Source organism: Rhodothermus marinus, from assembly GCF_009936275.1.
Lineage (GTDB): Bacteria > Bacteroidota > Rhodothermia > Rhodothermales > Rhodothermaceae > Rhodothermus > Rhodothermus marinus_A.
Genome location: NZ_AP019797.1, coordinates 1,878,995 through 1,899,617 on the forward strand (window position 1 = coordinate 1,878,995; position 20,623 = coordinate 1,899,617).

At 65.0% G+C, this 20,623-nt stretch carries 20 protein-coding genes and 1 pseudogene; 2 read left to right on the plus strand and 19 right to left on the minus strand.

Annotation, left to right across the window (positions count from 1 at the left end):
- Window positions 1-105 precede the first annotated feature (105 nt).
- Complete coding sequence (locus tag GYH26_RS08100) at window positions 106-927, plus strand: SAM hydrolase/SAM-dependent halogenase family protein (RefSeq protein WP_012843946.1); 822 nt, start codon at window positions 106-108, stop codon at window positions 925-927.
- On the plus strand, window positions 924-2,099 hold the full coding sequence (locus GYH26_RS08105; protein ID WP_161541224.1) for a hypothetical protein: 1,176 nt from the start codon (window positions 924-926) through the stop codon (window positions 2,097-2,099). The genes GYH26_RS08100 and GYH26_RS08105 overlap by 4 nt, the downstream gene beginning before the upstream one ends.
- 6 nt (window positions 2,100-2,105) lie before the next feature.
- Here GYH26_RS08105 and GYH26_RS08110 read toward each other — a convergent pair whose 3' ends face one another.
- From GYH26_RS08110 to GYH26_RS08200, 19 genes and pseudogenes are all read right to left on the minus strand, one after another.
- Window positions 2,106-3,446: a sensor histidine kinase gene (locus GYH26_RS08110; RefSeq protein ID WP_161541225.1), complete on the minus strand. Its 1,341-nt coding sequence runs from the start codon at window positions 3,444-3,446 to the stop codon at window positions 2,106-2,108.
- 98 nt (window positions 3,447-3,544) lie between these two features.
- On the minus strand, window positions 3,545-3,799 hold the full coding sequence (locus tag GYH26_RS08115) for a UPF0175 family protein (RefSeq protein WP_161541226.1): 255 nt from the start codon (window positions 3,797-3,799) through the stop codon (window positions 3,545-3,547).
- A gap of 77 nt (window positions 3,800-3,876) precedes the next feature.
- The gene (locus tag GYH26_RS08120; RefSeq protein ID WP_014067088.1) at window positions 3,877-5,178 is read right to left on the minus strand and encodes an adenylosuccinate synthase; all 1,302 of its coding nucleotides are present in this window, start codon (window positions 5,176-5,178) and stop codon (window positions 3,877-3,879) included.
- A 97-nt stretch (window positions 5,179-5,275) separates the two neighbouring features.
- Complete coding sequence (locus GYH26_RS08125) at window positions 5,276-5,647, minus strand: STAS domain-containing protein (protein WP_161541227.1); 372 nt, start codon at window positions 5,645-5,647, stop codon at window positions 5,276-5,278.
- A gap of 19 nt (window positions 5,648-5,666) precedes the next feature.
- Window positions 5,667-6,587, minus strand: coding sequence for a protein translocase subunit SecF (gene secF / locus GYH26_RS08130; RefSeq protein ID WP_161541228.1), 921 nt, complete (start codon window positions 6,585-6,587; stop codon window positions 5,667-5,669).
- A gap of 21 nt (window positions 6,588-6,608) precedes the next feature.
- Window positions 6,609-8,477 carry a protein translocase subunit SecD gene (gene secD, locus GYH26_RS08135; protein WP_161541229.1) on the minus strand — a complete coding sequence of 623 codons (1,869 nt, stop codon included), beginning with the start codon at window positions 8,475-8,477 and terminating at the stop codon, window positions 6,609-6,611.
- Between the two features lie 98 nt (window positions 8,478-8,575).
- On the minus strand, window positions 8,576-9,127 hold the full coding sequence (locus GYH26_RS08140; protein WP_161541230.1) for a hypothetical protein: 552 nt from the start codon (window positions 9,125-9,127) through the stop codon (window positions 8,576-8,578).
- Window positions 9,128-9,411: 284 nt separating this feature from the next.
- Window positions 9,412-10,140 (minus strand): SIMPL domain-containing protein, encoded by a 729-nt coding sequence (locus tag GYH26_RS08145; protein WP_161541231.1) that lies wholly within the window; start codon window positions 10,138-10,140, stop codon window positions 9,412-9,414.
- 356 nt (window positions 10,141-10,496) lie between these two features.
- Window positions 10,497-12,002, minus strand: a complete 1,506-nt coding sequence (locus GYH26_RS08150) for an asparagine--tRNA ligase (RefSeq protein WP_161541232.1) — start codon at window positions 12,000-12,002, stop codon at window positions 10,497-10,499.
- An 81-nt stretch (window positions 12,003-12,083) separates the two neighbouring features.
- Complete coding sequence (locus GYH26_RS08155; protein WP_161541233.1) at window positions 12,084-12,905, minus strand: UbiA family prenyltransferase; 822 nt, start codon at window positions 12,903-12,905, stop codon at window positions 12,084-12,086.
- 43 nt (window positions 12,906-12,948) lie between these two features.
- Complete coding sequence (locus GYH26_RS08160) at window positions 12,949-13,749, minus strand: SDR family NAD(P)-dependent oxidoreductase (RefSeq protein ID WP_161541234.1); 801 nt, start codon at window positions 13,747-13,749, stop codon at window positions 12,949-12,951.
- A gap of 58 nt (window positions 13,750-13,807) precedes the next feature.
- Window positions 13,808-14,032 carry a DUF2283 domain-containing protein gene (locus GYH26_RS08165; RefSeq protein ID WP_014067097.1) on the minus strand — a complete coding sequence of 75 codons (225 nt, stop codon included), beginning with the start codon at window positions 14,030-14,032 and terminating at the stop codon, window positions 13,808-13,810.
- Between the two features lie 15 nt (window positions 14,033-14,047).
- A pseudogene (locus GYH26_RS15730) lies at window positions 14,048-14,275 on the minus strand (hypothetical protein); the annotation flags it as partial.
- Between the two features lie 24 nt (window positions 14,276-14,299).
- A complete protein-coding gene (locus tag GYH26_RS08175) occupies window positions 14,300-15,646 on the minus strand; it encodes a flavin-containing monooxygenase (protein ID WP_161541235.1) in 1,347 nt (448 codons plus the stop codon).
- Entirely contained in the window at window positions 15,643-16,515 is an 873-nt protein-coding gene (locus GYH26_RS08180; protein WP_161541236.1) for an alpha/beta fold hydrolase, read from the minus strand. The genes GYH26_RS08175 and GYH26_RS08180 overlap by 4 nt, the downstream gene beginning before the upstream one ends.
- The gene (locus tag GYH26_RS08185) at window positions 16,512-17,702 is read right to left on the minus strand and encodes a lactate 2-monooxygenase (protein ID WP_161541237.1); all 1,191 of its coding nucleotides are present in this window, start codon (window positions 17,700-17,702) and stop codon (window positions 16,512-16,514) included. The genes GYH26_RS08180 and GYH26_RS08185 overlap by 4 nt, the downstream gene beginning before the upstream one ends.
- Before the next feature lie 31 nt (window positions 17,703-17,733).
- A complete protein-coding gene (locus GYH26_RS08190) occupies window positions 17,734-18,024 on the minus strand; it encodes a nucleotidyltransferase domain-containing protein (RefSeq protein ID WP_161541238.1) in 291 nt (96 codons plus the stop codon).
- Window positions 18,025-18,028: 4 nt separating this feature from the next.
- Complete coding sequence (locus tag GYH26_RS08195) at window positions 18,029-18,466, minus strand: hotdog fold thioesterase (RefSeq protein WP_014067103.1); 438 nt, start codon at window positions 18,464-18,466, stop codon at window positions 18,029-18,031.
- A 14-nt stretch (window positions 18,467-18,480) separates the two neighbouring features.
- Window positions 18,481-20,622, minus strand: coding sequence for a 3-hydroxyacyl-CoA dehydrogenase NAD-binding domain-containing protein (locus tag GYH26_RS08200; protein ID WP_174238097.1), 2,142 nt, complete (start codon window positions 20,620-20,622; stop codon window positions 18,481-18,483).
- Window position 20,623 lies beyond the last annotated feature (1 nt).

Below are 20,623 nucleotides of genomic sequence, written 5' to 3' on the forward strand. Positions count from 1 at the left end.
TGATCTGGTCTCAGCGCGTGAACGAAAGCGCACGGGATCCCGTTTCCCGCATGCGCATTCGATGCGTGCTGTTCGTAGTTTACGCTGAAAAATAGCCCGTACGGCATGGCGGACCAACCGATACCACTCATCACACTGACCACCGACTTCGGCACGCGCGACGCCTACGTGGCGGCCATGAAGGGCGTGCTGCTGAGCCTGGCCCCGCAGGCCCGGCTCGTGGACATCACCCACGAGATCCGACCACAGGATGTGATGGAGGCGGCGTTTGTCCTCCGCGAAGCCGTGCCGTACTTTCCGCCGGGCACCATTCACCTGGTCGTTGTCGATCCGGGCGTGGGCACCGCACGGCGTGCCGTCGCCCTTCGGCATGGTGCGCACTGGTTCGTGGGCCCCGACAATGGTCTGTTCACGCTGGTGCTGGGCACCGAGCGCCCCGACGAACTCGTCGAACTCAACCGACCCGAATTCTGGCGCACCCCCACACCCAGCCAGACTTTTCACGGACGCGACATCTTTGCGCCGGCCGCCGGACATCTGGCCGCCGGACGCTCGCTTCAGGAGATCGGCACGCCGCTGGAGCAATTGACCACGCTCCGCTGGATGGAGCCGTCGGCCAGCAACGAAAGCATTCACGGCTGGGTGGTCCATGTGGATCGCTTCGGCAACTGCATCACAAACGTTTCGCGAGAGCTGTTCGAGCGCTACCGGGCGGGTCGCCCGTTCAAATGCTACGTGGGCAGCACCCCCTTCACGCAGGTGCAGCCTACCTACGGAGCGGTCGCCCAGGGCGAAGCGCTGCTCCTGTTCGGCAGCAGCGACTTTCTGGAGATTGCCGTCAATGGCGGCAATGCCGCCGAGCTGCTCGGCATTCGCCAGGGCACACCCGTCCACATTATTTTTGAGCAGAAACCTTCGCGTTCATGAATTCCCCGAAGGCCACACCGCGGGCGTTGCTTGCCCATCTGGACGAACTCTACCGGCTGGCGCAACTGCTGACGTCAGACGCTGAGGCGGCCGCCCGGCTGGTTCGTGACGTGTACCGGGAAGCGCTGGCGTCGCCGCCACCGGCCGATCAGGCCCGGACCTGGCTGGTGGCACGCCTGCTCCACCGCGCCCGGCTCGCCGAAAGCACCGACGAGCCCGTACTGGCCGCCCGCCGGGAGCTGGCCGAAAGCATGCTAAGCCGGGTGCTCCCGGCCGCCGTAGCGCTGCTTTCGGCGCGCGACCGGCTCTGGCTCTACCTGTGCGACGTGTTGACGCTGGCGCCCGAGACGGCCGCCACGCTGCTGGAAGATACACCGGAAGGATACGAACGGGCCCACGCGGCGCTTCGCACGGCCCTCCGGCGATACCTGACGCCCGGTCAGTTCGCCCTGCTGGAGTTCGGATTGTCCGAAGAGCAGATCCGCACGCACCTGCAGCAGGCCCTGAGCCGTCTGCTGCAACCGCCGCCGGGCTCGTTGCGCACGGAGCTGCTGAACCTGGGCGGTGGCGAAGAAGTGACGGTTTCCGAAGTGCGGACCCGCTCCGTCGCGCGCCATCCGGCCACACGCATGCTCGTGGCTGTGCTGATCGTGCTGCTGGCCGGCCTGCTGGGATGGCTGGCCTGGCAGGGTACGCGTCCCGCCAGTTCACCTTCCCCCGCCCGGCCGTCCGATCTGATCCGCCGCTCCGTCGAACTGGCCGCCTCGCTGACCGTCGAGCAACCGCTGACGCGCCCCGCCGAAGCCGAGCGCTACCTGGCCCGGCAGGGCTGGCGCGTGGTCGTCCCCGACATCGCCGATGCCCGGCTCGTCGGCCTGGCGCAGGCGCCAGTACTTCCGGACCTGAGCGTACCCGTACTGCTCTTTGAAGACCGCACCAGCGGCCGCATGCTGGCCGTTTATCTCTACAGTTATGCGCTGCTGGATCGCTACCGGGATCGGCTGACGCTCAACCCGGACGTGCTCCGCCAGATCGAGGAAGAGCAGCACTTCGATCTGCACGTGCTCGGCCGCCAGCAGGTGCTCGTCTGGCGCTACCGGGACGACATCTACGTGGCCGTCACCGAAGGTGATGCCGCCGCACTCCGCGAGCGGATCGCCTTCCCGTCATAAAGCGCCTCACCGCAGCGGCAGCGTGATGCGGAACGTCGAGCCCTGACCGGGTCGCGACTGCACCAGGGCGATGGTACCGCCGTGGTAGTCCTCCACGATGCGCTTGGCCAGGCTGAGCCCCAGTCCCCAGCCCCGCTTTTTCGTGCTGTAGCCCGGCCGAAAGATGTTTTTCCACTGGCGTCGGTCGATGCCCCGCCCGGTGTCCTGCACCTCGATCTGCACCACGTCGCCCTGCACGCGGGCGCGCACGTCGATGCGGCCGTCCGGCCCCTCGATGGCGTCCAGCGCATTTTTGAGCAGGTTCTCGATCACCCACTCGAACAGTTCGGCGTTGAGCGGCAGCCGGATGTCCTCGGGCACGTCCACCGAGAGCGTTACCTGCTTGCCCAGACTGGGCATACGGCGCCGGATGTAGTCGGCCGTGTTCTGAACGACCGGGGCCAGCGGCTGCACTTCGAGCCGGGGCAGTGATCCGATCTCCGAGAAGCGCTGGGCCACCCGCTTCAGCCGTGCGATGTCTTTTTCGATCTCGTCGAGCGCCTCGCGCTGCTGCTCGGGCGAAAGGCTGTCGGTCCGGAGCAGCTCCACCCAGCCCATCAGGCTGGAAAGCGGCGTCCCGAGCTGATGCGCCGCCTCCTTGGCCATGCCCACCCAGAGGCTTCGCTGCTCGCTACGCCGCACGTACGAAAAGCCCAAATACCCCACCAGAATGAACAGCCCCATCACGAAGAGCTGCACGTAGGGAAACACCCGGAGCTGGCGGATCAGCCGCGACTCGCCGTAATGCACGTACTGAACCAGTTCGGTATCGTCGAAGCGGATCCGGATGGGGATGGGTCGGTGCACCCGATCCATTTCGGCCACCAGTTCGCGCAGGCGGGTGATGGCCCGGGCCGAGTCGGCGGGTGTCAGGCCTGAGAGCGAGTCGGGCACGGGCACGTTCCGCCAGAAAAGCGGCTGCAGGCCGGTCGAATCGGTGATGATGGCGGGAATGTCGAAGGCCCCTTCGAGCACGATCTCACTGGCAAGCGTCACATCGGACGTGGGCGGCATGGTACGCGCCCAGGCCAGCGCCGCCCGGTAGCGGGCCAGCTCTTCTGGCGTGTTCACACCTCCGAGGCGGTCGAGCCGCGCTTCCAGCTCCTGAAACACGTCGATGTACGGGTTGACGTGCTCGGTCGTGGCCAGCTGCTCCTGAGCGGCCGCCCAGAGCCGCACCAGAAACTCCTCACGCTCGCGCAGCCGGTTGGCCAGCCAGTTCGTGTAGGCCACCGAAGCCACCGCAATCGCCACGGCGGCCACCACCAGCCCCAGCTTCAGATTGACCGAAAGGCGATAGGCCTTCATACGCTTCGCGGATCACGCTACCTGAAAAACAAAACAGGCGCCGCGTGCAGGCGCCTGTTTCCAACCGAGCAATCGGAAGCGGGTTCAAACATCAGCCGTCACAGACGCCCGAGCCTTCTGAGCGTTTCCAGATCTTCTTCGTATGCACGCACGTCATAATGCATGGGAATGCCACGTCCGGCCAGTGTCTGCTGGAATTGCCAGACCGGTACGTTCGCCAGTTCGGCGGCCTTGTCCAGCGAAAGGCGCCCCTGCTCAAACAGATGAATGGCCAGCTCAAGCCGCAATTCTTCAAGCGTCATGCGGGTCGCCTGCAGAAGCTCCTCGGGTAGTTCGAGCTGCACCGTTTTCATTTCAGAAAAAGCAACGCCTGAGGGATCTATGCGCTTGCATACACATCCCTCAGGCGCACCTCAGGTTCCGGCAGCCTTCACGCCGAGGCCGGGATGACGGCGCGGCCGTTCCAGATGGTCTGTTCCCGCTTGGGGCCGGTCGAGATCAGACTGATGTCCACGCCGGTAAAGCGGGCAATGAATTCCAGGTAGCGTCGGGCCGCCTCGGGCAGATCCTCCAGCCGGCTGGCGCCCGTGATGTCTTCGTGCCAGCCGGGCAGCACCTCGTAGAGGGGCTCGACTTTTTCGAGCGTCTGGGCCTCGCTCGGGAAGCGCTGGCTGACCTTGCCGTCGTACCGGTAGCGGGTGCAGACGGGCAGCTCCTCGAAGCCCGTCAGCACATCCAGCTTCGTGATGGCCAGCTCCGTGAAGCCGTTGATCATCGACGAATAGCGGAGGGCCACCAGGTCGAGCCAGCCGCAGCGACGTGGCCGCCCGGTCGTGGCCCCGTACTCGTGCCCGACTTCGCGTAGCCGTTCACCGATCTCGTTGTCCTGCTCGGTCGGGAACGGTCCGTTGCCCACGCGGGTGCAGTAGGCCTTGACGATCCCGATGATGCGCGTGATGGCCGTGGGCGGAATGCCCAGCCCCGTGCAGCAGCCCCCGACGGTCGGGTGGCTGGAGGTCACGTACGGATAGGTGCCGAAGTCCACGTCGAGCAGCGAGCCCTGAGCGCCCTCGGCCAGGATGTGCTTGCCCTCGCGCAGCGCCCGATTCAGATACTCGGCCGTATCGGTGACGTACGGGTCGATGAGCTTGTCAAACTCGACGTATTCCTCGATGATCGCGTCCACGTCGAGCGCTTCGGCCTTGTAGACCTCGCGCAGGATGGCATTCTTCTCCTCGATGGCCTGCTTGAGCTTCTTGCGGAGCACGTCCCGGTCGAGCAGGTCCACCACCCGGATGCCCGTGCGGGCGAACTTGTCCATGTAGGCGGGACCGATGCCGCGGCCGGTCGTGCCGATGGCGTCGGCGTCGCGGAAGCGCTCGCGCGCCTCTTCCAGCTTGCGGTGGTAGGGCATGATCAGGTGGGCGTTGTGCGAGATCAACAGCCGCCCCTCCACCTCGTAGCCCAGCGAGCGAATCATGCGGATTTCTTCGAGCAGCGCCACCGGATCGAGCACGACGCCGTTGCCGATCACGCAGGTGACGCCTTCGTGAAAGATGCCGCTGGGCACCAGATGCAGCACGAAGGTTTTGTCGCCCCAGCAGATCGTATGACCTGCATTGGCGCCCCCCTGGTAGCGGGCGACGATGTCCACGTCCTGGCTGAGCAGATCGACGATCTTACCTTTTCCTTCGTCGCCCCACTGGCTTCCGATGACAACCGTTACCGGCATTGCTGGATGCTTTTTGTTATGCAATCAAGGCAAACATGGCAAAGGCGACGGCTTTCTACCGTCGCCTTTGGGCCGTAAGGGAGGTTCGCCATGAAGTTCAGGTGGCCTGCTCCACCGGAACCGGCGGATCGTTCTCAAAGCTTTTGACCGCTTCCTCCACCGAGTCGTAATGCTTGAAGACGGTGATCAGTTTCGTGATCATCAACAGCGACTGAATGCGGTCGGCTACGTTCGCCAGGCGCAGGTCCCCGCCGGCATTGCGCAGCGAGGTCAACGCGCTGATGAGCATGCCCAGCCCGCTGGAGTTCATGAACTTCACTTTCGACAGATCCACCACCACATTTTTCTTCCCTTCCCGGATCAGTTCATGAATTTTTTCGTGGAGTTTGACGCCGTCCGGGCCGCCCATCACGTTGCCCTTCAGCGTGATGACGACCGCATTGTAGCGTTCTTCGATGGAGAAATTCATTGCTGCTTACCGGTTTGAATTAACGAGCCGTTGCCAGTCGTCGGACCGAGGCCCGCGCCCGCAGCTCGATGACCACGGGCGAGGCCACAAAGATCGACGAATACGTACCGATCACGATACCCACAATCAGTGCGAACGAAAAGCCCCGCAACACCTCTCCTCCGAATATAAAGAGGATCACGACGACCAGCAAGGTCGTGCCCGAGGTGATGATCGTACGGCTCAGCGTAGCATTAACTGAGAGATTCACCACCTCCTCAAACGGCTTGGTCTTAAAGAGGTTCGTATACTCCCGAATTCGATCAAAAACGATCACCGTATCGTTGAGGGAGTACCCCACGATGGTAAGAAATGCGGCGATAATTGTCTGATCGATCTCCAGCGAAAACGGCAACCAGCCGTGCAAAAAGGAAAACAACCCAAGCGTGATGAGCACGTCGTGGAAGAGTGCCACCACGGCTCCCAGACTAAAACGCCACTCGAAGCGGATCAGGATGTACACGAAGATGACGAGCAATGAGCCCAGGATCGAGTAAATGGCGCCACGCTTGAGATCCTCGGCAAAGCGTGGCCCGACGATGTTCGTCTGCACCACCTCGGGTTGCGTTTCCGGAAAGCGCTGGCGGATCGTTTCGACGATCTGCCGCTGCACTTCGTTGATGTCGCCTTCGGCCGCCACCCGGATCAGAATGTCCTCGCCATACGTCTTCACTTCGGGCTCGGCGCCAAGCACGGGCGTCAGCGCCTCACGGATGGCGGTAGCGCCGGGCTCTGTTGCCCCGCTCACAATGAACTCCATACCGCCTTTGAAGTCGATGCCCAGCTCCAATCCACGCGTGACCAGCGACACCAGGCTCAACAGCAGGAGCACGCCGGAGAAGACGTAAGCCTTCTTCCGGTTCTGCACGAACGGGTAATTGGCATTTTCAAAGATTCGCATGGTCGTTATCTCCCGGTTTGGTTAGCCCACACTGACCATCAGTTTCCGCTCCAGCACCAGGTAGTCGAAAATGATCCGCGTGATGACGATAGCGCTGAACATGGAAGCGGCGATACCGGCCATCAGCGTCACGGCAAAGCCCTGAATGGGCCCGACGCCGAACGAGTACAGGATCGCGCCGGTGAAGAACGTGGTGATGTTCGCATCGAAGATGGCGCTGAAGGCCTTCGAATAGCCCAGATCGATGGCCGCCCGCAACGTCTTGCCCGTGGCCTGTTCCTCACGGATTCGCTCGAAGATGAGCACGTTCGCGTCAACCGCCATACCGATGGTCAGCACGATACCGGCAATGCCCGGCAGCGTCAGCGTTGCGTTAAAAGCAGCCAGAATGCCCAGAATGAAGATGATGTTGAGCACGAGGGCCAGGTCGGCAATCATGCCGCCCGTACGATAGTAGAAGATCATGAACAGCGCCACGAGCAGCAGGCCGGTCAGCACCGAGCGAAGTCCGGCTCGAATCGACGCCTCACCCAGGCTGGGCCCGACCGTTCGCTCTTCGATGATGTCCACCGGTGCCGGCAACGCGCCGGACTTGAGCACGGTCACGATGTCCTGGGCCTCCTCCCGCGAGTCCAGTCCGGTGATCGACGAGCGGCCGCTCGGGATGCGCTCGTTGACCACGGGATAGGAGTAGACCACGTTATCGAGCACGATGGCAATGTGCTTGCCCACGTTGGCCCCGGTCAGGCGGGCCCAGATGCGGGCGCCCTCCGAGTTCATGGTCATCGACACCTGGGGTCGGTTCAGCTCGTCGAACTCGACGCGGGCGTCCGTGATCACCTCACCGGTCAGTTCCACCTCTTTGCGCACGCCCAGCAGGTAGTAGAGCGGCCGCCCCTGCTCGTCGGTGCCCACCGGATTGGCCGTGTAGAGCAGCTCGATCCCGGGCGGCAGCAGGGCCTGCACTTCGGGATTCCTGAGCAGGCGGTTGACCTGGGCCGTGTCGGGTCCGGCCACGATGCCGAACACTACGCCCTGCCCCACCGGCTGCATGACGGCCAGCAGCGGGTTGCGCGGACGCTCCGGCGACGGCTGCTCGCCCAGCAGCGAGGCCAGCGAGGTGTCGGCCGTGGCCGTATCGGCGGCCGCCAGCGTATCGGACGCAGCCGTCGTGTCGGGTTCATAGTAGGCAATGATGTCCTGAAGGGCCGCCTGCAGCAGTTCCGGATCGGCCATCAGGCGGAACTCCAGCCGGGCCGTACCCCGCAGCAGCCGCCGCACGCGCTCGGGATCGTCCACGCCCGGCAGCTCGACCACAATGCGGCGGGTTCCCTGCTTCTGGATGACCGGCTCCGTCACGCCGTAACGGTCCACGCGGTCGCGGATGATCTCGATGGCGCGGTTGACCGCCTCCTCGGCCTGCTGGCGCAGGTAGGCGGCCACCTCTTCGTTCGACGAACGCCGCGTGATGCCGGCGTCCGGATTTCGGAAGTAGCGCGACAGCCGCGCATTGGGATCGCGCCGCTCGAACTCCTCCACGAAGGCGTCGATCAGCGACACGTCGCCGGAGCGGGCACGCTCACGGGCGGCTGCCAGCACCTCCTCGAACGTTTCGTCCACGTCGGTGGCCAGCTCCCGGATCAGCGCGTCCACCCGCACCTCGAGCGTCACGTGCATACCGCCCTGCAGGTCGAGTCCCAGCTTCAGGGCACGCTCCCGCAGGCTCTGAATCGTTCCGTAATTAGCCTCGATGAAGGCCGCCCGCTCCTCTTCCGACATGCGGTTGAGCTTGCGCTGCAGCAGGGCATATCGAACCGTCGGGTACAGGTAGTACCCGCAGAGCAACAGCAGCGCCAGCGTAACACCTATTTTAAAACCGTTGCGTTTCATGTCCTCTGTGATGATGGTGATCAACAGGATCCGTCAAAAGGAGCACAGCGCGCTCGTGCGCTCTACCGTAAGCAGGTAAATAAAAAGGCCGGTGGCCCCTACGGACCCATCGGAAGAACGGCACCGAACAGAAGGGTCGCCGTCGCAGAGACCGGCACATCGAGCGCAACCGGCAGGATCAGCGCCGGAGGGTACTCCCGGAGATCAGGATTGGCGGCAAAAACCGCCATAACGACCCGCTGCAGACCCGCCAGAAGCGCTCCACCGCTTGCCTGCAGCAGCGGCGTCAGGATCGGCTCGGCCACCAGACGAGGCACCAGCCCCAGCAGCCAGGCCACCACGGTCTCGTCCGAAACCTCGGCCGGAAGCCCCAGCGCCGCCCGGATGGCCGCTTTCCCTTCTTTCTGCACACAGGCCCGCAGGAATGCCCGCACGAACGCTTCCGGCGTGGCGGGTCGATCGGCCAGCGCTTCCTGAAGGCCCTCCTCCAGCACCGATTCGGCCAGCACGCCCCGCAGCTGCACGCGCAGCCAGGCGGCATACGAAGCGCCGGAGACCGGCCAGAGCGGACGCACCGCACCGACCAGCAGCGCCAGCGCGAGCCCCAGGCTCACGCTGCGCAATACGCCGATATGCCGCAAGCGCTTCATCGCTGCACGTTGCAACCGCCGCCTAATTTACGGTCCGGCATAGCCGGGGTCAACGGCCGGGCTTGAGCGTTCGGCGAAAACAGCGGTGACATATAGTTGTCACCTCCGGCCACCTATTATGCCGGCACAACACACCCGAACAGACCCGATGAGGCTATGAGCGACCGTCCCCGCCACATTTCCGAGATCTTACCGGAAGTGCTGGAATATCTCCGGGCCGCCGGCGAAGCAACTTCGCCACAGGTGGCCCGGACGCAGACCTCCGAGCGTCTCCGCCCGGTCACTCAACGGATGGCAAAGGTGATCTCCACGCGCGCCTGCACCTCGATCTCGCCGGCGGCGTAGGCTTCGGGCTCGGGCGCCGCTTCGGCCGTACGCAGGGCGGCCATATCGGCCCGCCAGAGCGGCCGCGGAAATTCCAGCGCCTGCTCGGTGATCCGGATCGGATCGCCCACTTCTCGATTCAATTCGGCCAGCATCTGTCGGGCTTTCTCGCGGGCATTTCGGACGGCCGCCTGCAGCGCCGCCAGCCGCACCGCCTCCTGGTTCGAGACGTCGTACTGAATGCCCTGCAGCCGATTGGCCCCCTGCTGCACCACGCGGGCTACCACCTCTGGAAGGCGATCCAGATCGTCCAGTTCTACGCGCAGTACGCGCTGCACCTCGTAGCCTTTTTCTTCCCACCGACGCAGGTCTGGATTGTATTCCCGCACCGGGTGCAGCGTCAGCGCTTCCAGGTGCAACCAGCGTTCTTCAACGCCCAGTGCCCGCACGGCGTTGAGCGCCCGGCGCGACGCCTCGGCATTGCGCCGACGGGCCTGCTCCGGATCCAGATCGCGCGTGACCACCGCAAAACGCAGCGTCGCCCGATCCGGCTGCACGCGCACCACCCCTTCGCCCTGCACGGTAATCGTCGGGACGGCGGGCGTCTCCGTTCCCATCCGTATCACCTGCGCGCGGGCCGCCAGACACCCCGTCCAGGCCATCACCAGACCGACCAGCAGCAAACGCATAATAACCCTCCGTTTGATTGACAGGCAACTCTCCTGTATGAACGAAGCACCCCGGATCATTCGCACGGACTTACACCATACCGACCGAGATCGCCTTACGCGCCCACCGTCAGGATCAAGGCACACAAACCGATTCCTCCGGGCATCTAACGCCCGAACTATACGCACCAATTGCAATGCGAACCGTCTTTGGCTGAAAATCCATCCGCCACCAGACGGAGTCTCTCATGCGACGCCTTTCGTTTCGCCTCGTGCTCGGCCTGAGCCTGCTGGCCCTGCTGGTACTGAACGGTTGCGCTGATCTCTGCGCTTTAACCGGTTCCTGTTTTCCCTGATGTCAAGCCACTTTTGAACATTCACGGTGTCAGGCGGCCGAGCAGTCGCGGGAAGGGGATCACCTCCCGCACGTGGTGCACGCCGCAGATCCAGGCCAGCGTCCGTTCGAGTCCGAGCCCGAACCCGCTGTGCGGTACCGAGCCGTAGCGGCGCAGATCCAGGTACCACTCGAACGCCTCACGGGGTAGTCCGTGCGCCTCGATCTGGGCCTCCAGAAAGGCCAGGTCGTCGGCCCGCTGGCCACCCCCGATGATCTCGCCGTAGCCTTCCGGCGCGAGCACGTCCATGCCGAGCGCCAGGCGGTCGTCTTCCGGGTCGCGCTTCATATAGAAGGCTTTGATGGCGGCCGGAAAGCGATGGACGATGATCGGCCGGTCGAAGTGCCAGGTCAGCACCGTCTCGTCGCTGTTGCCGAAGTCGTTGCCCCACTGGAAATTCCGGGCCGACTCCTTCCAGAGCGGCAGGTTTTCCAGTTCTTTTTCGATTTCGTCCAGGCGCTGGTTGATTTCGATCTCGCGGGCGTCGATGCGCCGCTTTTCGGCCTTTTTGGCCTGCCCGTAGCGTCGCCGGTTTTCGGCCCGTTCGGTTTCGAGTTGCCGTTGCTCTTCTTTCAGCGCTTCGATGCGGGCATCGATCATGCGGGCCGTCTCATCGCTTCGGAGTAGCTCGACAGCTTCCGAGTAGGTCAGGCGCGGGAACGGCGGCTGGACGCGTTCCAGCGCCGCAATGTCACGGCCGAGCACCTCCAGTTCGGTCCGGCAGTGGCGCAGCACCTCCTGCACGATGTGCACCACCAGCTCCTCGGCCAGCGCCATGTTCATTTCCAGATCGCAGAACGCCATTTCCGGCTCGATCATCCAGAATTCGGTCAGGTGCCGGCGCGTTTTGGACTTTTCGGCGCGGAACGTCGGGCCGAACGTGTACACCTTCCCGAAGGCCATGGCCATGGCCTCGGCGTAGAGCTGGCCACTCTGACTCAGGTAGGCTTTGTCGCCGAAGTAGTCGATCTCGAACAGCGTCGTGGTGCCTTCGACGGCGTTGCCCGTCAGGATCGGCGCGTCGAGCTGCAGAAAGCCGCGCTCCTGGAAAAAGTCGTGGATGGCCCGGATCACCCGGTTGCGGATGCGCATGATGGCCCACGGCCGGCGGCTGCGCAGCCACAGGTGTCGGTGATCCATCAGAAACTCGATCCCGTGCGGCTTGGGCGTGATCGGGTAGTTTTCGGAAGGGCCGATGCGCTGCAGGCGTTCGACGTGCACCTCGTGGCCGCCGATCTGGCGCTCGTCGCGCACGACGGTACCCACCACCTCCAGCGAGCACTCCTGCGTGGCCTCCTCGGCCACCTGCCAGGTGTCGGCGTCCACCCTGTCCTGCGCCACCACGCACTGCACAAGCCCCGTACCATCGCGCAACATCAGAAAATGCAGCCCCTTCGAGCTTCGCTTGTTGTACAGCCAGCCTTTGAGCGTGACGGTCTGGCCCACATAGCGAGGCAATTCCTCAATGTATTGAAACGGCAGTTCCATCGTCCTGAAGGTTGCTGGTGAGCAGATTTCCGGGCTATCGAAAGCGCCCGAGCTTATACGCGCAAGGCCCGAAGGGTTCTCTCAGCCGAGCATCCACGCCGTCACGAACGGCCAGGCTACCAGCAGATCGAGCAGGGCGAGATGGCCGTCGGTGATGCCGTGGCGGGCGACGCCGAGCACCATGCCGACAAGCAGCACGCCGAGCAGGTCAACGGCGGCCTCCGGTCGTTTCAGATGTGCCATGAAAATCAGGCCGACGGCCAGCGCCCCGAGCAGCAGGTTCAGCGCCACGCGGCGCAGCGTGCCGTAAGACCAGCGCACGGCGGGCGTGCGCACCCCCGAAGCCAGATCGCCGACGCGATCCGGCCAGTCGGCCAGCAGCGGATTGGGCAGCAACCACAGCAGCCGATAGGCTGTCAGCAGCCACAGGTCGGCGCCGGGCGTTCGTCCAGCTTCCAGAACCGGTAGCAGCGTGGTGCCCAGACTCCAGGCGCCGGCGATCAACAGCGGCTTGAGCAAGCCCCACTGTTTCAATCGCACGCCCGGCAGCACGTAGAGCAACCCTACCAGGCCAAGTCCGGCCCCGGCCATCAGCGTGACCGGTTGCAGATGCAGCGTGGCCCATCCGGCAAGTAGCGCTCCGAATGCCAGCCCACCGCGTTGCAACGTCCGGTGCACACGCCACCAGGACACACGTTCCGGTCGATTCAGGTAGTCCTCCGGCCCGACCGCCAGCGAACGATCCAGCAGGTACACCATCCAGGCTCCGGACGCCTCCAGCACGACGAGTGGCTTCGAAAGGGAAAGCTGCAGCAGGGCGGCATTTCCCGCCAGCAGGGCAACGGCCAGCAGTGGAATGTGCAACCCGCTCCAGAACAGCCTGTGCCAGAAGGGAATCGGCACGGCTCCGATTTTTTTCGGGCCTACGCCACGCCGCCGTGCAGGTTCATTCCGGCAGCGGTCGGCGCGCTTCGAGCCAGCCGTCGGCGGCGGTGTCGCGGTGCACCAGCCAGCGGAAAAGCGGCGGGGCCACGGCCGGCAACACCTCCACCAGGAGCCGCATGTAGCGGGGCACGAACGCCTCGGGCAGATCGTGCTCGATCGCCCGCACGACGGCCCGGGCTACATCTTCGGGGCGGGCCAGCGGCACCAGCGGAGAGCGCCGGACGCCTTCGATCAGCCGCGTGGTGACCATGGTCGGACAGACGCAGCTCACGCCCACCCGCGTATGGCGCAGCTCGAAACGCAACGCCTCGGAAAATCCCACCACGCCGTGCTTGGCCGCGCAGTAGGCGGCCAGTCCCGAGGCCCCGAACTTCCCGGCAATGCTGGCGATGTTCACGATATGCGCCCGGGGTTGCGCCAGCAGATGCGGGAGCGCTGCGTGCGTAAGTGCCATGAGCCCGGTCAGGTCCACCTCGATCGTCCGGGCCCAGACCGAAAAGTCGACCTCGGCAAACGGCCCGCTTGGCAGCACGCCCGCGTTGTTCACCAGCACCGAGAAGCCCCCGGCCGCTACGGCCTCGTCCACCACGCGTCGCACGGCTTCTCGGTCGGCCACGTCCGCTTCGAGCGCGACGAAACGCCGGCCCAGCGCTTCCACCCGACGGGCCGTTTCGGCCATGTCCCCGGCGCGTAGATCCACGCCGATCACGTGCGCACCCCGTTCGGCCAACGCCACGGCCGTGGCCTGGCCAATGCCCCGGGCCGCACCGGTCAGCAGCACGGTCTGATCTTTCAGCGTCATGCCTGAGAATCCGAAAAAAGATAGAGACGGCCCTTCCGGATGGAGCAAAACACAGAGGTTACGTGGGCGTGGAGGTATCCGGACCTGTCTCCTCGAACACCACGTGGCGCAAAACCTCCAGATCTTTCAGGCGCTTGCTGGCGTCCAGAATTTCGATGCCGGCGACACGTCCGTCGGCGGCATAATCCACAGCAATCCCTTCAGCCACTTCGCGGGTGGTTACCGTCGCCTTTAGGAAGCGAATGTAAAGGGCATCAACTTCTCTGTCGTAGGTTATCTGCATCTCGCAAACAGTCGGTCAGAAATAATACACGTAGACCGTGACCACAACAATTTCTTCGGGTTCCTCAACAAATATGGGGCGCACCTGTTTCATTGCATAAAACTTTCCGTTCCAGACACTTTCAAAGCGAAAATCTTTCTGACAACTCCATCTTCCTGATGCCACAGGTGTCCAATCGGCCGTTCGAATCGTCTCGACAACCTCTTCAACCGTAGCTCCGCGGTCCTGAAGGCGCTCGTAGGCATGGTCTTGAAAAGCGAATACGTTTCATTCGACAGACACTTCTTTCAGGCCCTTTCCAAGTACCTGTCGTGGAGGCCGACGCCGGCCGCGACGGCGTTCGCGGCGAAGCTGGCGCAGGTAGCGGTAGAAATCCACCTCCAGGGCGTGGCGTTTTGTGGGGACAAAACGCCGTTGGCGCCAGGCATCCTCGCGGCGAATCCAGCGCCACATGGCTTCACGCGACGGCAACCCGGCCCGTCCTTCCAGCAGATCCGCCACCCATTCGGCCTGCACTTCGGCCAGCGGCATGATGGAGCCCAGTGGCTGCACCAGTCCGATGAAATACAGGTTGGGATGGTCGGGCGGCACCACGTGCAGGTAGCGCGGCAGATAATTGTCGCGCACTTCCAGGAAGGCCGGATCGAAAAACGGAAAGGCCACCCGATAGCCGGTCGCGTAGATGATCAGGTCGATCGTCTCCGTCGTGCCGTCCGCAAAGTGCACCTGTCGCCCTTCGAGCCGGCGCAGGTCGGGTTTGACCCGAATGCGACCGTGCCCGATGAGCGGCAGCAGTTCGGTGGAGATCGTCGGATGCTCGGCCCCGAGCGGATAGTCGGGCACCGGGAAGCCGTAGCGCCGCTGGTTGCCGCGCGCCAGATAGACGAGCAGTCGGAAGAGCGCCCGCTGCACGACGAGCGGTAGCCGGGAGGTAAACGGCGTCAGCCACAGGTCGAGCGGCCGCCCCAGCAGGTACTTCGGGATGACGTGCGCCCCGCGGCGCGTCGAGAGCAGGACGGCCCGGGCATGGTGAACCGCCTCGCAGGCGATGTCGCAGGCCGAGTTGCCGGCCCCTACCACGAGCACCCGTTTGCCCCAGAGCACGTCGGGCGTCCGGTAGTCGCGGGCGTGCATGACCTCGCCTTCAAACGTACCCGGCACTTCGGGCCAGTTCGGACACCAGTGGTGACCACTGGCCACGATGACCGCACCGTAACGTTCGGTGCGCGTGGCTCCGCTGTCTCGGTGACGCACCGTTACGTCGTAGGTGCCGCCTGCGGCCGGTTCGACGCGCACCACCTCGGTCCGGAATGTGATCGTGTGCCGGAAGCCGAAATGCTCCACGTAGCGCTCGAAGTAGGCCAGCAGTTGCGCATGCGAGGGGAAGTCCGGGTAATCGTCCGGCATTGGAAAGTCCGAAAAGGCCGTCTTCGTCTTCGAGGTGTTCGTGTGCAGCGAGGCGTAAGCCGGCGAAAGCCCGCTGTCGTTCTCGTAGCGCCAGAGTCCGCCGATGTCGGAGCCCTTCTCGAAGCAGTCGAACGGCAGGCCGCGCTGGTAGAATACTTTGGCCGTGACCAGGCCCGAAGGTCCTGCTCCGATGATGCAGGCTTTCATACGGACAGCGGCTTTTCGGCGGAAAGAAATTGCTCGAGCAACGCGCTTACGACTTCCGACGCTTCCACCATGGGAAAATGGCCCGCGTCCGGCAGCAGCTTTTGTTCGGCCTCTGGCAGGCGCTTGGCCATCGCGCGCACATGCGCCACCGGCACCACCGGATCCTTTTCTCCAGCGATCATCAGCACCGGGCACTGCACCGAGGCCAGCTGCTCGGTCAGGTCCATATGCGCCACGGCCGCGGCCAGTTGCAGCAGGGCGTCCGGGCGGTAGCGTTTCGCGTCGGGATAGACGCCCTCGAAAAACACCTGACCGGCCGTTTCCTGCCAGGCCTCCGGTCGCCCGCTCAGCCGGACCAGCAACCGGCGCCAGCGTTCGGGACGCGCCGTCAGCCAGCGATAGCCGAGGCGGAAAAGCGCACGGCCGACGCCATGCTCGGCCAGCCGCTGCACACGCGCCAGCGCTCCTGAAAGACGTCCCCGGGCGAAGCTGCTCACCAGCACCAACCGCTCCAGGCAGGTCGGCCGGTGTACGGCCAGGCACAGTCCCCAGAAGCCTCCCAGCGAATGTCCCACCACCTGCACGGGCGTCTCGCCGCACAGCTCCTGAAGTGCCTGTGCCAGCGCCTGGGCCAGTCGTTCCGGCGTGAGCAGTGACGGAAGCGAGTCGTTCGCCTCCGGCAGGTGGCCGGGCAGCGACAGCGCATACCAGCGGCGCCGGGTGCGCAGAGCCGGTGGCATCAGTGCCACCCATCCCCATGGCGAAAGCGTCCAGCCGTGCAGCCAGATGATGGGCGGTCCCGGCCGGTAAATCCCGTCCGTCACCACCCGCACTGGCCCCAGCTCCGTCGCAATGCGATAGGTGATCATGAGCTTCCGTGCAACACCGAGCGGTCCACCTCGTCCCAGTTCCGGCAGCCGAGCAGGCCCAGCGCCAGGTCGAGTTCGGCCAGCAGGTTCTCCAGCACGAAGCGCACGCCGGCCTCGCCGCCCACGGCCAGCCCGCACGCGTAGGGTCGCCCCAGCAGCACGGCCCGGGCGCCCAGCGCCATCGCCTTGAGCACGTCGGCCGCGCGACGGATGCCGCTGTCGAACAGCACGGTCAGCCGGTCCCCCACCGCCTCCACCACGGCCGGCAGCGCCTCGAGTGCGGCAATCGCGCCGTCCACCTGGCGGCCGCCGTGGTTCGAGACGATCACCCCGGCCACGCCCGCCTCGGCCGCCCGCCGGGCATCGTCCGGGTGCAGGATGCCCTTCAGCAGGATCGGCAGCCGGGTGTTCTCCTGCAAAAAAGCCAGATCGTCCCAGGTCAGGTCCGGGTTGGAAAACACACGGGCGAACGCCAGAATGGCGGCCGTCGGATTGGCCTCGGGCGGCTCGTCAAGCCGGCTGCGGAAGACCGGATCGGTGAAATAGTTCGCCAGCCCCTCGCCCTGCAGGAACGGCAGGTAGGCGTGCGCCAGGTCCTGCTCGCGCCAGGCCAGCAGCGTTGTGTCGAGCGTCACGACGAGCGCCTCGTAGCCGGCCGCCTCGGCACGGCGGATCAGGCTGACGGTCAGCTCCGGATCCCGCCCCCAGTAGAGCTGAAACCAGCGCGGGGCCGCCCCCATGGCCTCGGCCACCGCTTCGAGCGGCTGCGACGAGACCGTACTCAGCACGAACGGCACGCCCACGGCGGCGGCCGCCCGCGCCACGGCCAGCTCGCCCTCCGGGTGCAGCATACCCTGCACGCCGATGGGCGCCAGCAACACGGGCGCCGGAAGCCGACGGCCCAGTAATTCCACGCTCAGGTCGCGCGTTCCCACGCCCCGAAGCATGCGCGGCACCAGCCGCCAGCGGCGGAACGCCTCCCGATTGGCCCGCACCGTCTCTTCGCCGCCGGCCCCGCCGAACAGGTAGGCCGCGGCCTCAGGCCGCAACACCTCGCGCGCCCGCGCCTCCAGCGCCTCGATGGCAATCGGAAACGGCGGCTTTTCGCCGGCCAGCCCGCTCAGGTAGATCTGCAGCTGGCGCTGCATACCGGGCGAAGCCCCGGGCAACGAGGCATCCTGCATCATGGTCTCGTTCCGAGTAGTTCTATTGCACGCTTTACAGTTCGAGGCCCTCCTGCAGGGCCGCCTGTTCGATGGGTCGGGACGGATCTTCGGCCAGAACTACGTCGATTTTTCGATCGCCGAGCTGCAGCTTCAGGCGGGCCAGAAAGGTCAGTTTGCGGTCAAAAAGATTCTCGCGCACGGCCGGGATCACGTAAAGGTCCACGTCGCCGCCCTTTCGATGGGGATCGACGCGGCTTCCGAACAGAAACACCCGCGTGCCGGGGCCGAACACCTCGCGGGCAATCTGCTTGATGCGTTCCCTGTCCTGTGCCCGAAGCCGCATGGCCTTATTCCTGATAGGGCAAGACGGCCAGCGTCAGACGGCTGACGCACACGAGCCGTTCCTGTTCGTCGTAAATGCGGATGTCCCACACCTGCGTCCGACGGCCGATATGGAGCGGCCGCGCCACCCCCTTCACCTGACCGGAACGCACCGCGCGGATGTGGTTTGCGTTGATCTCCAGCCCCACACAGTAGTAGCGTGCCACGTCGATGCACAGGTGCGAGCCGACGCTTCCCATCGACTCGGCCAGCGCCACCGAGGCGCCGCCGTGCAGCAATCCGAACGGCTGCTGCGTGCGGTGATCGACGGGCATCGTGGCCACCAGGTAGTCGTCGCCGATCTCCACGAACCGGATGCCCAGATGCCCCAGCATGTTGCCCTCGGTCATCCGGTTCAGGTCGTCCAGCGTGGCCGGTTGCTTCCAGATCGTCGTGGTTGCCATGTTTTTGCAGGATTTCAGACAAACACTTCACCCCGTCGGGCCATGTCACGAAGGCGCTCCGGCGGCACGAACCGCTCGCCGTAGCGCTCGGCCAGCGCTTCGGCGCGTGCCACGAAGCGCTCCAGACCGTAGGCATTGATGAACTGCAACGTGCCCCCGTGAAACGGCGCAAAGCCCCAGCCGAAGACGCTCCCGATGTTGGCGTCGGCCACCGAGGTCAGCACGCCTTCGTCGAGGCAGCGCACGGTCTCCAGCGCCTGCACAAACAGCAGGCGATCGATCATCTCCTGCTGCGGCAGCGGCTCGCTCTGCGGCGGGAAGAGCCGTCGCAACTCCGGCCACAGGTGTTTGGGACCGTCTTTCGGATACTCGTAGAAGCCCGCACCATGCGCCTTGCCGAGCCGGCCATGCTCGCGCACCATCACGTCGAGCACCCGATAGGCCGGATGCGGCGGGAGCGTCTTGCCCTCGGCGGCCAGGTCTTTTTCGGTCTGCTCGCGGATGTGTTGCATGAGCTGCAGGCTCACCTCGTCGGCCACAGCCAGCGGTCCGATGGGCATGCCGGCCTGGCGGCCCGCCACCTCAATGGCCCGCGGATGCTGACCTTCGGCCAGCAGCGCCAGCCCTTCGTTCAGGTAGGTGCCGAAGACGCGCGACGTGTAGAAGCCGCGGCTATCGTTCACCACGATCGGCGTCTTGCCAATTTTGCGTACGTAGTCGAACGCCTTCGCCAGCGCCTTGTCCGAGGTCTGGCGCCCGCGGATCAGCTCGACAAGCCGCATGCGGTGCACCGGCGAGAAGAAGTGGATGCCCACGAACCGATGCGGGCGCTTCGAATAGGCGGCCAGGCTCGTAATGGGGATCGTCGAGGTGTTCGAGCCGAAGACGGCGTCTTCGGGCAGCACTGCTTCGGTTTCGCGGATGACCTGCGCCTTGATGTCCCGATTCTCGAAAACCGCCTCGATCACCAGATCGCACCCGGCCAGGTCCTCGACGCGGTCGGTCGCGCGGATGCGGTCGAGCACAGCCTGCTTCTCTTCGGGCGAGAGGCGTCCCTTCGCCACGCGTTCGTCGAGCAGCTTCGCGATGCGGGCCTTGCCGGCCTCGGCCTTTTCCAGCGTCAGGTCCTTCAGCACCACCTCCATGCCCGCCAGGGCCGTCACGTAGGCGATACCGTGGCCCATCAGACCGGCCCCGAGCACACCGACTTTCTTCGTATCGGTGGGCGGGATTCCAGAAGGACGGCTGCGCCCCCTGTTGATCTCGTTGAGCTGAAACCAGAACGTCTGGATCATATTCTTCGCCACCTGGCCGGTGGCCACGCGGGCGAAGTAGCGCGACTCGATGCGGCTGGCCGTGTCGAACGTCACAAGCGCGCCTTCGACGGCGGCGCTCAGGATGGTCTCGGGCGCCGGATAGTTGCCCCAGGTCTGCTTGCGGAGCATGGCCGGTGCCACGGCCAGCATCTGCATCATGCGCGGATGGCGGGGGTCGCCGCCCGGCATCCGGTAGTCCGGCCGGTCCCAGGGCTGCGTGGGATCCGGACGTGAAAGAATCCAGGCGCGGGCCTTTTCCAGCAGCGTGTCGTTGCTTTCGGCCAGCTCGTGCACCAGACCCGCTGCAAGCGCCTCGCGAGGCGACACCTGGCGGCCTTCGATCAGGTAGGGATGCGCGGCCTCCAGCCCCAGCAGCCGAACCAGCCGCGTGACGCCGCCGCCTCCGGGAATCAGGCCAAGCGTCACTTCAGGAAAACCCAGCCGGATGGACGGATCGTCGCGCACGATGCGCCGGTGGCAGGCCAGCGCCAGCTCCATGCCGCCGCCGAGCGCCGTCCCGTTGATGGCGGCCACCACGGGCCGTCCCAGCGTTTCCAGACGCCGGAGCAGCGCCTTGAACTGCTCGGCACGACGGAACGCCTCGGCCGGATCACGCAACGCCAGCAGCCCTTCCAGATCGGCCCCGGCCAGAAACGTTGGTTTGGCCGAAGTCAGAATCACGCCGCTGATGGCCTCTTTCTCCTGTTCCAGCCGATCGAGCGCGGCCGCCAGCGCTTCGGCCAGCGCCTCGTTGATCACGTTCGCCGAGCGCCCCGGCATGTCCATCGTCAGCGTGACGATCCCGTCGGCGTCGCGCTCGTAGCGAATGGCCGGTTGCATC

Excerpts from the sequence above, each read along its gene's own strand:
- GYH26_RS08165 (WP_014067097.1), bottom strand. The coding sequence starts at position 14,032 with ATGCAGATAACCTACGACAGAGAAGTTGATGCCCTTTACATTCGCTTC.
- GYH26_RS08100 (WP_012843946.1), top strand. The coding sequence starts at position 106 with ATGGCGGACCAACCGATACCACTCATCACACTGACCACCGACTTCGGC.
- GYH26_RS08195 (WP_014067103.1), bottom strand. The coding sequence starts at position 18,466 with ATGGCAACCACGACGATCTGGAAGCAACCGGCCACGCTGGACGACCTG.
- GYH26_RS08105 (WP_161541224.1), top strand. The coding sequence starts at position 924 with ATGAATTCCCCGAAGGCCACACCGCGGGCGTTGCTTGCCCATCTGGAC.
- GYH26_RS08145 (WP_161541231.1), bottom strand. The coding sequence starts at position 10,140 with ATGCGTTTGCTGCTGGTCGGTCTGGTGATGGCCTGGACGGGGTGTCTG.
- secF (WP_161541228.1), bottom strand. The coding sequence starts at position 6,587 with ATGCGAATCTTTGAAAATGCCAATTACCCGTTCGTGCAGAACCGGAAG.
- GYH26_RS08190 (WP_161541238.1), bottom strand. The coding sequence starts at position 18,024 with ATGCGGCTTCGGGCACAGGACAGGGAACGCATCAAGCAGATTGCCCGC.
- GYH26_RS08180 (WP_161541236.1), bottom strand. The coding sequence starts at position 16,515 with ATGATCACCTATCGCATTGCGACGGAGCTGGGGCCAGTGCGGGTGGTG.
- GYH26_RS08160 (WP_161541234.1), bottom strand. The coding sequence starts at position 13,749 with ATGACGCTGAAAGATCAGACCGTGCTGCTGACCGGTGCGGCCCGGGGC.
- GYH26_RS08200 (WP_174238097.1), bottom strand. The coding sequence starts at position 20,622 with ATGCAACCGGCCATTCGCTACGAGCGCGACGCCGACGGGATCGTCACG.
- GYH26_RS08150 (WP_161541232.1), bottom strand. The coding sequence starts at position 12,002 with ATGGAACTGCCGTTTCAATACATTGAGGAATTGCCTCGCTATGTGGGC.
- GYH26_RS08175 (WP_161541235.1), bottom strand. The coding sequence starts at position 15,646 with ATGAAAGCCTGCATCATCGGAGCAGGACCTTCGGGCCTGGTCACGGCC.
- GYH26_RS08125 (WP_161541227.1), bottom strand. The coding sequence starts at position 5,647 with ATGAATTTCTCCATCGAAGAACGCTACAATGCGGTCGTCATCACGCTG.
- GYH26_RS08120 (WP_014067088.1), bottom strand. The coding sequence starts at position 5,178 with ATGCCGGTAACGGTTGTCATCGGAAGCCAGTGGGGCGACGAAGGAAAA.
- secD (WP_161541229.1), bottom strand. The coding sequence starts at position 8,477 with ATGAAACGCAACGGTTTTAAAATAGGTGTTACGCTGGCGCTGCTGTTG.
- GYH26_RS08140 (WP_161541230.1), bottom strand. The coding sequence starts at position 9,127 with ATGAAGCGCTTGCGGCATATCGGCGTATTGCGCAGCGTGAGCCTGGGG.
- GYH26_RS08115 (WP_161541226.1), bottom strand. The coding sequence starts at position 3,799 with ATGAAAACGGTGCAGCTCGAACTACCCGAGGAGCTTCTGCAGGCGACC.
- GYH26_RS08110 (WP_161541225.1), bottom strand. The coding sequence starts at position 3,446 with ATGAAGGCCTATCGCCTTTCGGTCAATCTGAAGCTGGGGCTGGTGGTG.
- GYH26_RS08185 (WP_161541237.1), bottom strand. The coding sequence starts at position 17,702 with ATGATGCAGGATGCCTCGTTGCCCGGGGCTTCGCCCGGTATGCAGCGC.